The sequence below is a fragment of the Streptomyces sp. NPDC087844 genome (genome assembly GCF_044742785.1).
Taxonomy (GTDB): Bacteria; Actinomycetota; Actinomycetes; order Streptomycetales; family Streptomycetaceae; genus Streptomyces.
The window spans coordinates 348,273-359,818 of the sequence record NZ_JBIUVD010000007.1 but is presented as its reverse complement, the minus strand read 5'-3'; the positions used below and the strand labels follow the sequence as shown (position 1 = coordinate 359,818).

The following is an 11,546-nucleotide window of genomic DNA, read 5'->3' as shown; positions in this document are numbered from 1 at the left end:
ACGCCCGGTTACATTCCGAACCCGGAAGCTAAGCCTTACAGCGCCGATGGTACTGCAGGGGGGACCCTGTGGGAGAGTAGGACGCCGCCGAACTAATATTACGGAAAAGCCCCCGCACTTCGGTGCGGGGGCTTTTTTGCGTTCGGACGCTTTCAGATCGGCTTAGGGTCTTTGTCATGCGCTACGAACTGGTGATCTTCGACAACGACGGTGTCCTCGTGGACAGCGAGCCCATCTCCAACACCCTGCTCGCCGCGTATCTCACCGAACTCGGGCACCCCACCTCGTACGAGGACTCCCTGCGTGACTACATGGGGGCCGCCATGCATCGCGTACACGACCTGGTCGAGGAGCGGACCGGGGAGCGGTTGCCCGCCGATTTCGACGATGTCTTTCACGGGCGGGTGTTCGCCGCCTTCGAGCGGGAGTTGGAGCCGGTTCCGGGGGCCGTGGAGGTCCTGGAGAAGCTGGCCGCGGACGGGATTCCGTACTGTGTGGCGTCGTCCGGGAGCCATCAGCGGATCCGGGTGGGGCATCGGAAGACCGGGCTCGACCGCTGGTTCGACGACGAGCGGATCTTCAGTTCGCAGGACGTGGGGCGAGGCAAGCCGGCACCGGACCTCTTTCTCCACGCGGCGGAACGGATGGGAGTGCCCCCGGAGAAGTGCGTTGTCGTGGAGGACAGTCCGCTCGGGGTGCGGGCGGCGCGCGCGGCAGGGATGGACGTGTACGGCTTCACGGCGATGACGCCGGCCGCGCGGCTGGCGGGTGCCGACCGGCTCTTCGGAGAGATGGGCGAGCTCCTGGAACTCCTCCGGAACTGACACACGGCTGGAGCTGACTGAAGCTGAACGAAATTCATCTTCTTGTTCGTCTACCCACGAGTAAGCCTGAGCCCTACGCTGAGCCGCCATGACAGATGTGCTGCGGCGTGGCCGGGCTTCGTTGGCGTTCAGCTTCTTCGCCCAGGGCGTCGCCTTCGCTCTGCTCGTGACCCGTATCCCGGCGATCCAGGACCGGTACGGCGTGTCCGACGGGCTGCTGCCCGCCTTCCTCGCCGCCGTGCCGATCCTCGCCGGGGTCGGGAGCGTCTGCACCGAGCACCTGGTGAAGCGGGTGCCACCGAGTCACGTACTGCGCTGGGCCCAGCCGGTCGTGCTGCTCGCGCTGCTGGGGGTCGGGGCCGGTGACGGGCTGTGGGAGCTGGGGCTGTCTCTCGCCGCGTTCGGACTGGCCGTCGGAGCCCTCGACGCATCCATGAACATGCTCGGCGTGAGCCTTCAGCACACGTACGGGCGCAGCATCATGCTCGGGTTCCACGCCGCGTTCAGTCTCGGTGGGATCGTCGGGGCCTCGCTCGCGTGGGTGGGGGCGCACTGGGACCTGGCGTTGTTCGTGTCGTACCTGCCCGTCGTGCTGGTGCTGCTGCCCGCCGCGTTGGTGGGGAGCCGGTGGTACGTCGACGGGAGTGGGCAGAAGGAGGCCCAGGCGCCGGATGTGGCCGGTGGCGCGGGTGTGGGGTTCAAGCTGCTGCTGCCGCTGTGTCTGGTGATGGCCATCGCGTACATCGGCGATTCGACCGTCTCCAACTGGAGCGCCAAGTATCTGCAGGACGTGCTCGGCAGCTCGGAGCAACTGGCGACCGTTCCGTACAACGTCTACATGGTCACCACACTGCTCGGGCGGGCCGTGGGGGACTTCGGGGTGCGGCGGTTCGGGGCGGTGGCGGTCGTGCGGGTGGGGGCGGTGGTCTCGGCGGCCGGCTTCGCGGTCGTGGCGGTGGCGCCGGGGGCCTGGGTCGGGATGCTCGGCTTCACTCTTGTCGGGTTCGGACTGTGTGTGATCGTGCCGCAGACGTTCGCGGCGGCGGGCAGGCTGTTCCCCGGAGCTGCGGACGCGGCCGTCGCGCGGCTGAACATCTTCAACTATGTGGGGTTCCTGATCGGTTCGCCCTTGGTGGGAGCTCTGGGCGATGCGTGGAGCTATCGGGGCGCGATGCTGGTACCGATGGTGTTGGTGCTCGTGACACTGTTCTACGCCCGGTCGTTCGCTTCTGGACCTTCCCGATACGGTGACGGGCATGAGCGGCCGCGCACAGCTGATGTGGGACGAGGCAGTAACGGGCTATGACTTCGGTCCGGATCATCCGATGGATCCGGTCCGGCTGGCGCTGACCCGGCGCCTGGTCGACGCCTTCGGGCTCGACCGGGAGGTGGATGTCGTCGCGGCCAAGCCCGCCGGTGACTCCACCCTCCGGTTGGTGCACAGAGAGGACTACGTCGAGGCGGTCAAGACCGCCTCCGTGGATCCCCGGGCGGCCGACGCGGCGTACGGGCTGGGGACCATGGACGATCCCGCCTTCGCCGGTATGCACGAGGTGTCCGCCCTGATCGCGGGGCAGTCGGTGGGCGCCGCAGAGGCCGTGTGGCGGGGCGACGCGCCGCACGCGGTGAACTTCGCGGGCGGGCTGCACCACGCGATGCCCGGGGCCGCGTCGGGGTTCTGCATCTACAACGACGCCGCGCTGGCCATCGCCCGGCTGCTGGAGCTGGGGGCCGAGCGGGTCGCGTACGTGGATGTGGACGTGCACCACGGGGACGGTGTGCAGGCCGCGTTCTGGGAGGACCCGCGGGTGCTGACCGTGTCGCTGCACGAGCATCCGCGCACGCTGTTCCCGCAGACGGGGTGGCCCGAGGAGACCGGGGCCGCGGGGGCGGAGGGTTCCGCCGTGAATGTGGCCCTGCCGGCCGGGACCGGGGACGCGGGGTGGCTGCGGGCCTTCCACTCCGTCGTACCGGAGCTGATCGCCGACTTCCGGCCGCAGGTGCTCGTCACCCAGCACGGGGCCGATACGCATTTCGAGGACCCGCTCGCCCATCTCGCCGTGTCGCTGGACGCGCAGCGGGCTGTGCAGATGGCGTGTCATGAGCTGGCGCACGAGTACGCCGAGGGGCGGTGGGTCGCGCTCGGTGGGGGCGGGTATGCCGTGGTGGATGTCGTGCCGCGGTCCTGGACGCATCTTGTGGCGATCGCCGCGGGGCGGGAGGTGGCACCGTCTTCCGTCATTCCCGAGAGTTGGCGGGCGGAGGTGTTCGCTCGTACGCGGCAGTTGGGGCCTGTGCGGATGACTGATGGGCGGTGGCCTGTGTCGTTCGTGGGGTGGGAGGCGGGGTACGACCCCGCCGATCGACTGGATCAGGCCGTGTTGGCCGCTCGGCGGGCGGCGTTTCCCCTGCGGGGGTTGCTGGCTTAGGGCTGTCACCGCATGGGGGCTTCGCCCCCTTGCCCCGTTATCGCGCTTCGCGCTCGTCCTCGACGCCGGACGGGCTGAGGGGGGTAGGCCTCCGAGTCGTTACGCCAACTGTGGGGTGCTGGGACAGTTTTGGCGCGGGAGCCCGGTGGGTGCGGCAGCATCGGGACGTGTTGAGTACCGGGGCGTTGCGGGCGCATCTGCTGGCGGCGAGACTGGCCGGGGCCGTGGCCACCTCGCGGGAGGTGAGCCTCAGGAGTTATCGGCTGTTCGCCGCTCGCGATCCGCGGCTGACGATCGGACTCGATCCCGAATGGGCCTGGAAGCAGTCCGATTTGATCGCTCTGATGGCGGAGAAGTGTGGCGTATCAGATGATCCGCGGCATACGTCCGGGCCCGATGTGATCGATCCCGATCGGACCCTCGTGGCGCTCGACGCCTTCGCGGAGCGGCTTGCGGAAGCCGCGCGGAACCGTTCCCCGGTGCTGTTCGGCACCGGACATCCGCACCGACTGCTCGGCTTCTACGCCGCTCTCGCGGACGCTCTGTCGGCGGCGGGGTGTACCGTCCTCACCTCCGCGCATGGTAGCTGTGTCGACATAACGACCCGGTTCGGCCTACGCACGTACAACCTTGCCTACGTACGAGGAGTCGCGCTGGTGCGCGAACCCGGGGCGCGGGGCGCCGGTCACGAGACCGGCGCGCACACACACTCACCCCTCCCGGTTCGTACCGCACTGGCTGCCGCGGCGGAGGCCGGCGGGCCGCTTCCGGAGCTCGTGGTGGGGGACCACGGATGGGTCTGCGGAGCAGGTCAGCTGGGGTTCGAGGCCATCGGCCTGGGTGACACCGATGATCCCGCGCTGTTCGTCGGTGAGGCAGAGGGGCGGGTGTCCGTCGCCGTTCCACTTGATGACGCTGTGCGGTCTGATTACTACCGACCGCTTACTCGCTATGTACTCAATCGAGCGTGTCTGTCACAGTAGGCCGCCGATGGGGGCTCCTCTTCCCCACTCGCATCACCCGCCCCTACTCTGGGGAGTGAGCACGCAACGACGAAGTGTCACCGGAAGGGGAAGCCGGCGACCGTCGAGTGCGGAAGGTTCAGGTGTGTCATGGCTGCTGGCGAGAGGCCTCTGAACGAGGTTCAGTTCCTTACCGTGGCGGAAGTCGCCTCGGTGATGCGAGTGTCGAAGATGACCGTGTACCGCTTGGTGCACAGCGGTCATCTGCCCGCGATCCGGGTGGGGAGGTCGTTCCGCGTCCCGGAGCAAGCGGTTCACGAGTACCTTCGCGAGTCCTACGTGGGGGTGGAGACAGCCTGACGGTGGTCCGGGTGAGGTCCCGGGGTGCTTGATCGCGTCCCTGGGATTTCGCCCGGAACCCCTCGATTACAACCTCTGGCGCTCAGGCGGGTAGGCTGGCCCCTCATAAGTCGTGTGGGCCCATGCAGCCCAGCAACGAGTAAAGAGAAGTGAGCGAGGGTAGTCGTGGGCTCTGTTATCAAGAAGCGGCGTAAGCGGATGGCCAAGAAGAAGCACCGCAAGCTGCTCAAGCGCACTCGCGTTCAGCGACGCAACAAGAAGTAGTCGCGGCCTGCGGCGGTCGCCCACCACGCGCAAGCGGGGCGTGGGCGACGCCGCGACAGTGCGCTCTGTGGCCCCCCACCGGTCGGTGGGGGGCCACAGTCGTGTGCGCCGGACGGAAACTCGTGGCCCTCGATGTCCGGCGGTGCGAACGCCGTGCGTATGCCTGAGCGTACGTTCCGTGCGGCAGATGGCTTGGTCTGATCGTATGTCCGGGGGTGCGTTCACTTCGTGCGTCGGGCAGTCATTACAGCGCAACACCGACCCGCTAACGTAACCGTCACGGGGAACACGGCAGAGTACGAGCAGGTGTCGTCGACGGCTGGAAGAAAGGCGCTGATCTTGGGGAAGGTCGTGCTCGTGACCGGAGTGGCCCGTCAGCTGGGGGGCCGGTTCGTACGACGGATCCAGCGTGACCCCGAGGTGGACCGGGTGGTCGCCGTGGACGCGGTCGCGCCCGAGCACCACCTGGGCGGAGCGGATTTCGTACGGGCCGACATAAGGCAGCCCACCCTCGCCAGGCTGCTCGCCGAGCACTCCGTGGACACGGTGGTGCACCTGGACGTGACGGCCACCCCGCTGGGCGGCGGCAGCCGGACCTCGGTCAAGGAGACCAACGTCATCGGCACCATGCAGCTGCTCGGTGCCTGCCAGAAGTCGCCGACGGTCAAGCGGCTGGTCGTGAAGTCCAGCACGAACGTCTACGGGTCCGCGCCCCGCGACCCGGCCGTCTTCACCGAGACGACCCCGCCCAAGTCACTGCCCAGCGGCGGCTTCGCGAAGGACACGGTCGAGGTCGAGGGATACGTACGAGGGTTCGCGCGGCGGCGGCCCGACGTCGCCGTGTGCGTGCTGCGGTTCGCCAACATCCTCGGACCGGGCGCGGACACCCCGCTCGCGGCGTACTTCTCGCTGCCTGTCCTGCCGACCGTCCTCGGCTACGACCCGCGGCTGCAGTTCGTGCACGAGGACGACGTCATCGACGTACTGCGGATCGCCTCGTACGAGCCGGAGCGGGGCACGCTCAACAGCGGCACGTTCAACATCACCGGCGACGGCGTCCTGCTGCTCTCGCAGTGCGCGCGCAGGCTGGGCCGGCCCACGGTTCCGTTGCTGATGCCCGCGATCAGCTGGGTGGGCTCGGCACTGCGTACGGTGGGCATGACGGACTTCTCGCCCGAGCAGCTGAGGCTGCTCACCCATGGCCGGGTCGTGGCGACGAACCAGATGCGCGAGACGCTCGGATACCGGCCGAGATTCACGACGGCGGAGGCGTTCGCGGACTTCGCCCGCAGCCGGGGCCCCGGACTGCTGCCGCCCGAGGCCCTCGCGGGGGCCGTCGACCGGATCGCCGCACTGCCCGCACTGGGCGGTGGCCACCCCCCGACGCAGAGCGCCAACTGAGCGCCAACCGAGGAGCGCATCAACGATGGCGGACGCCAAGGTCATTCCGTTCGACGACGACCGGTCCCGCGGGAGTGCCGTACAACGGCCCGCGCGGCGCCGGGGCGCGGGGAGCAGGCGCAAGGGCGAGCCCTCGGCGGTTCACGAGGTCCAGCCCCTGCCCGCACGAACGATTCCGCAGGATGATGTTCCTGTGACGCGTGAGGAACCTGCTGCCGGATCGCCCGCTGAGTCGGTGGCCGGACCGGCTGCCGCGGAGAAGCCGGAGGGCGGTGGCTGGGAGCGGCGCGTCGCCGGCGGGCTGTCGTTCCTGCGGCGGCGCCTGACCGGCGACTACGAGGTCGACGACTTCGGGTACGACCAGGAGCTCACCGAGCAGGTCCTGATGTCGCTGGTGCGCCCCCTCTACGAGAAGTACTTCCGCGTCGAGGTGAAGGGCATCGAGAACATCCCGTCGGAGGGCGGGGCGCTGATCGTCGCCAACCACTCCGGGACGCTGCCGCTGGACGGCCTGATGATGCAGGTCGCCGTCCACGACAACCATCCCGACAACCGGCACCTGCGGCTGCTCGCGGCCGACCTGGTCTTCATGCTGCCCGGGGTGAACGAGCTGGCCCGCAAGGCCGGCCACACCCTCGCGTGTGCGGAGGACGCCGAACGGCTGCTGCAGCGCGGCGAACTGGTCGGTGTGATGCCGGAGGGCTTCAAGGGCATCGGCAAGCCGTTCAGTGAACGCTACAAGCTTCAGCGCTTCGGCCGCGGCGGATTCGTGTCGACCGCGCTGCGCCAGGGCACGCCGATCATCCCGTGCTCCATCGTGGGCGCGGAGGAGATCTACCCGATGATCGGCAACGCGAAGACCCTCGCGCGGCTGCTCGGTTTCCCGTACTTCCCGATCACGCCGACGTTCCCGTGGCTCGGTCCGCTGGGCGCCGTGCCGCTGCCGACCAAGTGGACGATCCAGTTCGGCGAGCCGATCCGCACGGACGGCTATCCGCCGGAGGCGGCCGAGGACCCGATGCTGATGTTCAACCTGACGGACCAGGTCAGGGAGCAGATCCAGCACACGCTCTACAAGCTGCTCGTACAGCGCCGCTCGGTCTTCTTCTGACGTACGTGCCAGGGGAGCGGGGGAACGCGCTCACCGCGTGTTCCCCCGCTCCCCTGGCGATGTACGACCTAGTCCGCGTCCTCGCTGTCGATGCCCAGGCCCGGGAGCAGGCCCGGGAGCAGGGGCGGCAGGGTCACATCAGGCTCGGGGGCCGGGGTGTCCTTGCCTGACGGTGAGGCGCTGGTGTTGTCGTCCTCGGGCGGGTCGAGGAGGCCGCCGGTGTTGCCGCCGAGCAGGCCGTCGTCCTCCGTCTTGGACGTGGACGGCTTGGGCTTGCCGCTGCCTGTCCCGGTGCCGGTGCCGTCGGACGAGTCGCTGCCCGTGGCGCTGGGCGGGACCGAGCGGTCCGACCCCGCGGAACCGGGCGAGTCGGAACTCGGGCCGCGGTGGCGGCCGGTGCCCTCCGGGGCGGGCGGCTGCGGGAGCAGCGCGCGCAGCGGCTCGACCTCTTCGTCTATGGCGTCGAAGACCGAGCTGACCTGGCGGCTCACGTCGCCGAGCTGGACGGGCAGCCGGTCGCGCAGGGCGCCCCAGGCGTCGCGGTGCGACTGCGAGAAGGCGGAGAGCGTCTGGATGGGGCCCAGGGAGTCCGGGTCCCGCTCGTAGGCCTCGTGCAGCAGGCGGTGGCCCTCGGCGGCGTCGTGCTGCATACCGAACAGCGCACGCCTGATCTCGCCCAGGGACTCGTGGTCCAGGGGGCCCGAGCGGCCGCGCTCCATCAGGCGGCGCGCCTCGCTCAGCCGGGTGGAGGCCTGGTCGAGATAGAGCTCGCCGCGGTCACTGCTGCCGTCGGCCATGCCCAGTTTGAGGTCCTCCATTCCGCGCTTGAGCCCGTAGAGCGAGTCACCGGGCAGGGCGTCGGAGCTGGCAGCGGCGACCCCGCTGAAAGCTCCGGCGGCCACGCCCACGGTGAGTCCGCCCGCGGCGAGCCCTTTCGACAGCCGGGAACGGGGCCGCAGTTTCCCCAGTCCGGTTGCTCTGTGTGCGCCCCTGCCCCGCTGGGACCGCTGCTCGGGGACCGAAAGGCCCGTCGCATCGCCTCCCGCGGCCGTGCCCTCCAGCAGCATGGCCTCCATGGCGGCCACCAGCTGGGCCCTCTGGACGACCTTCACCTCGGGGTCCATCGTGGGTTTGGGCAGCTCGCCGAGGCCGGTCGCCAGGGACAGCATCCGGCTCTGCTCGGACCGGTCCGCGACAGCCGGAGCAGGTCCTTCGGACTGCTCGGCCGCCGTGCCCCTGTCGGACTGCTCCTCCAGGGCCTGGGCGAAGGCGTTCGTCCGCCGGTGCGCCGATACGTTCGCGATCACTGGCGGCACCTCCTCTCGTCATGACGGTCGGCTCCCCAGGGGGTCCTGAGGGTTGCACCTACTGACCACAACAACTCGATCGAGTGATCGAAGACGGTCAGGGTGCGACCACAGGGAGCCTGTATCCCGCACAACGAGCGGCTCGGCACTTGGGTTACGGACGACGGATGATCGGACCGCGAAGTCAACGGACTTTCACGGAGGGTGAGTTGAGCGTCGCTGAGCGTATGGCTTCATACGGGGTCGTACCGGAGTCCTGCCGTAGTCGTGCCGGAACCGGTCCGGTGGGCCGGCCGCGTGGCGTCGGGCTCGCGGGGGTACGTGGTCTCAGCGGGCGTCTTCCGGGAGGAGCCGGGCCAGGGTGCGCACCGCCCGGTACTGGAGGGTCTTGATCGCGCCCTCGTTCTTGCCCATGACGCGGGCCGTCTCGGCGACCGAAAGGCCCTGGAGGAATCGCAGGGTCACGCACTCCTGCTGCTGGGGGTTGAGGCGGCGAACGGCGTCCAGCAGTGCCGCGTTCGAGAGGGACTCCAGGACGGAGTCCTCGGGGGAGCGCTCGACCTCGTTGGCGTCGAGCATCTCGCCGGTGGTCACTTCGAGCCGGAAACGGCTCGACTTGAAGTGGTCCGCGACGAGGTTGCGGGCGATGGTGACCAGCCAGGCGCCGAAGTCACGGCCCTGCCAGGTGAACGTTCCGATGCGGCGCAGTGCGCGCAGGAACGTCTCGCTCGTCAGGTCTTCCGCGGTCGCCTTTCCGCCGACGCGGTAGTAGATGTAGCGGTACACAGTGTCGCTGTACTGGTCGTAGAGCCGGCCGAAGGCCTCGGCCTCACCGGCCTGTGCGCGCTCCACGAGATCCATCATCCGGGCGCTGTCACTGTCTGCGGCCGGGCGGCGTGCGGGGGTGGCTGGCGCGCTCGAACGTCCTCGTCTGCCGACCGCCGCGCTGCCTTCGGCCAGTGCGTAGCACGGGCCGACGGGCGCGACGGAGACAGCGAGGGCGGGGACGGCGTACGCGGTGGGGACGAAGCCGCGCAAGCGGTCGAGGACCGTTGCGCGCAGCGTAGCCAGGCCCGAGGCGTCAACCCCGACGTGTGGGTACACGGGACTCCCAGAGGCAGAGCTTCCATCACGTGCAGTACCGGACCGTTCACTCGTCGTAGCGAAGAGTGGGGTCCGTTATGCGTCTGAGGAGAATAACGCTTCGTACAGGCAGTGCTACACCCAGTTGCTCAAATCATCGATTACGTCGCTTCTGTAACCGAATGACACCTGATCAAGTGCCGGATAGTGACCGGTTGTTGATCGAATCGGTTTGCGTTACGTCTGAGTCCGGGGCGTGTTGTGGCCGGGTGCCGTCAACGGGGCGACAGGACCTAGCGGCGGCGGCGGTGCAGGGCGATGGCGGCGGCCGTGCCGCCGGCGACCGCGCCGACCCCCGCGGCCGCGGGGATGCCGACCTTCGCCGCCTTGCGCCCCGTGCGGTAGTCGCGCAGCCGCCAGTCGAGCGTGCGGGCGTGCTTGCGGAGCTTGGCGTCCGGGTTGATCGCGTAGGGGTGCCCGACCAGCGAGAGCATCGGGATGTCGTTGTGGGAGTCGCTGTAGGCGGCGCAGCGGCCGAGGTGCAGGCCCTCCGCCGCGGCCAGGGCGCGGACCGCCTCCGCCTTCGCGGGGCCGTGCAGGGGTTCGCCGACCAGCTTGCCGGTGTATACGCCGTCGACCGATTCGGCGACCGTGCCGAGGGCGCCGGTCAGCCCGAGGCGGCGGGCGATCACCGTGGCGATCTCGACCGGGGCGGCCGTGACGAGCCACACCTTCTGGCCCGCGTCCAGGTGGGCCTGGGCCAGCGCGCGGGTGCCGGGCCAGATGCGCTCGGCCATGTACTCGTCGTAGATCTCCTCGCCGATCGACATCAGTTCGGCGACGCGGTGGCCCTTGACGATGGACAGGGCGGAGTCGCGGGCGTCCTGCATGTGCTCGGGGTCCTCGACGCCGGCCAGCCGGAACCAGGCCTGCTGCCAGGCGAACCGGTACAGGTCGCGGGACTCGAAGAACTTGCGCTTGTACAGGCCGCGGCCGAAGTGGAAGATCGCGGCGCCCTGCATGACGGTGTTGTCCAGGTCGAAGAACGCGGCGGCCTGGTCGTCGCCGTAGACCGGGAAGTCCGGTTCGGCGGTTCCGGGTGCGGCGTGTGCGAGCTCTTCCAGCTCCTGGGAGGTCTTGCGCGCTGCCTCAGCCGAGGCCTCGCCTGCCAGCACGCTTCGCGCTGTCGCGGAGCGCCTACGGGGGGTGAGCCATCCGAGAGCGGCCATGGCGTGAGCATAGCCAGTTTGTTCGGTGGGGCTGGAGTCGGGAGGTTTGGATGCGGTGAACTCTTCGCGGCGGTGTTGTTGCAGGGCTTGGCCTTGGTGGGCCGCTCTTGTGGCTTCGCCGGGGAGGGGGTGTGTTCGGCGGGTGCCGGGCGGTGGTGGCTGGTCGCGCCGTTCCCCGCGCCCCTATGACAAGGATGGGTGTGGGTGGGCGGAGAATGAGGGGATGAACTCTCTTTTTCGGCGTGGTGGGCGGCGGGAGCGCGTCGTCACTTTGATCGGGAAGCCCGGCTGTCATTTGTGTGAAGACGCACAGGGTGTTGTGGAGAAGGTCTGCGGTGAGCTCGGGGTGCGCTGGGAGAAGAAGGACATCACCGAGGACGCGGAGCTGCACCGGGAGTACTGGGAGCAGATCCCGGTGGTGCTGGTGGACGGGGCGCAGCACACGTTCTGGCGGGTGGACGAGGGGCGGCTGCGGCGGGCGCTCACGGCATAGGGGTGGCCGGTGGGGCGCGGGAGTAATCGGACCGTGGCCTGACCGAGCAGTCCGGCGGGGCCGGAATGTCACTTAGGATCGAG

General features: G+C 69.1%; 12 protein-coding genes and 1 rRNA gene. 10 read left to right on the top strand and 3 right to left on the bottom strand.

Annotated features, from left to right (window positions below; all coding sequences use genetic code 11):
* From rrf to ACIOKD_RS17540, 9 genes are all read left to right on the top strand, one after another.
* Nucleotides 1–93: ribosomal RNA gene (rrf, locus tag ACIOKD_RS17580) — 5S ribosomal RNA — on the top strand; the annotation flags it as partial.
* Between the two features lie 83 nt (nt 94–176).
* The gene (locus tag ACIOKD_RS17575) at nt 177–824 is read left to right on the top strand and encodes an HAD family hydrolase (protein WP_402084313.1); all 648 of its coding nucleotides are present in this window, start codon (nt 177–179) and stop codon (nt 822–824) included.
* 88 nt (nt 825–912) lie between these two features.
* The gene (locus ACIOKD_RS17570; protein ID WP_402084311.1) at nt 913–2,130 is read left to right on the top strand and encodes an MFS transporter; all 1,218 of its coding nucleotides are present in this window, start codon (nt 913–915) and stop codon (nt 2,128–2,130) included.
* Nucleotides 2,081–3,253, top strand: coding sequence for an acetoin utilization protein AcuC (locus ACIOKD_RS17565; RefSeq protein WP_402084307.1), 1,173 nt, complete (start codon nt 2,081–2,083; stop codon nt 3,251–3,253). Before ACIOKD_RS17570 ends, ACIOKD_RS17565 begins: the two co-directional genes overlap by 50 nt.
* 167 nt (nt 3,254–3,420) lie before the next feature.
* Nucleotides 3,421–4,236 carry a phosphatase gene (locus tag ACIOKD_RS17560; RefSeq protein WP_402084304.1) on the top strand — a complete coding sequence of 272 codons (816 nt, stop codon included), beginning with the start codon at nt 3,421–3,423 and terminating at the stop codon, nt 4,234–4,236.
* 129 nt (nt 4,237–4,365) lie between these two features.
* A complete protein-coding gene (locus ACIOKD_RS17555) occupies nt 4,366–4,575 on the top strand; it encodes a helix-turn-helix domain-containing protein (protein ID WP_093781815.1) in 210 nt (69 codons plus the stop codon).
* Between the two features lie 165 nt (nt 4,576–4,740).
* Nucleotides 4,741–4,839, top strand: a complete 99-nt coding sequence (locus tag ACIOKD_RS17550) for a 30S ribosomal protein bS22 (RefSeq protein ID WP_003948845.1) — start codon at nt 4,741–4,743, stop codon at nt 4,837–4,839.
* 339 nt (nt 4,840–5,178) lie between these two features.
* Nucleotides 5,179–6,240, top strand: a complete 1,062-nt coding sequence (locus ACIOKD_RS17545) for an NAD-dependent epimerase/dehydratase family protein (RefSeq protein WP_402084301.1) — start codon at nt 5,179–5,181, stop codon at nt 6,238–6,240.
* 25 nt (nt 6,241–6,265) lie between these two features.
* Entirely contained in the window at nt 6,266–7,351 is a 1,086-nt protein-coding gene (locus ACIOKD_RS17540; protein WP_402084299.1) for a lysophospholipid acyltransferase family protein, read from the top strand.
* 68 nt (nt 7,352–7,419) lie between these two features.
* Here the strand turns inward: ACIOKD_RS17540 and ACIOKD_RS17535 are convergent, their stop codons facing one another.
* The 3 genes from ACIOKD_RS17535 to ACIOKD_RS17525 form a co-directional block, all read right to left on the bottom strand.
* Nucleotides 7,420–8,658 (bottom strand): DUF5667 domain-containing protein, encoded by a 1,239-nt coding sequence (locus ACIOKD_RS17535; RefSeq protein WP_402084296.1) that lies wholly within the window; start codon nt 8,656–8,658, stop codon nt 7,420–7,422.
* Nucleotides 8,659–8,985: 327 nt separating this feature from the next.
* Nucleotides 8,986–9,762: an ECF subfamily RNA polymerase sigma factor, BldN family gene (locus tag ACIOKD_RS17530; RefSeq protein ID WP_107020822.1), complete on the bottom strand. Its 777-nt coding sequence runs from the start codon at nt 9,760–9,762 to the stop codon at nt 8,986–8,988.
* 272 nt (nt 9,763–10,034) lie between these two features.
* Nucleotides 10,035–10,970, bottom strand: a complete 936-nt coding sequence (locus ACIOKD_RS17525) for an HAD family hydrolase (protein WP_402084292.1) — start codon at nt 10,968–10,970, stop codon at nt 10,035–10,037.
* A gap of 223 nt (nt 10,971–11,193) precedes the next feature.
* Here ACIOKD_RS17525 and ACIOKD_RS17520 point away from each other — a divergent pair, with 223 nt between their 5' ends.
* Nucleotides 11,194–11,463 (top strand): glutaredoxin family protein, encoded by a 270-nt coding sequence (locus ACIOKD_RS17520; protein WP_402084290.1) that lies wholly within the window; start codon nt 11,194–11,196, stop codon nt 11,461–11,463.
* Nucleotides 11,464–11,546: the final 83 nt, after the last annotated feature.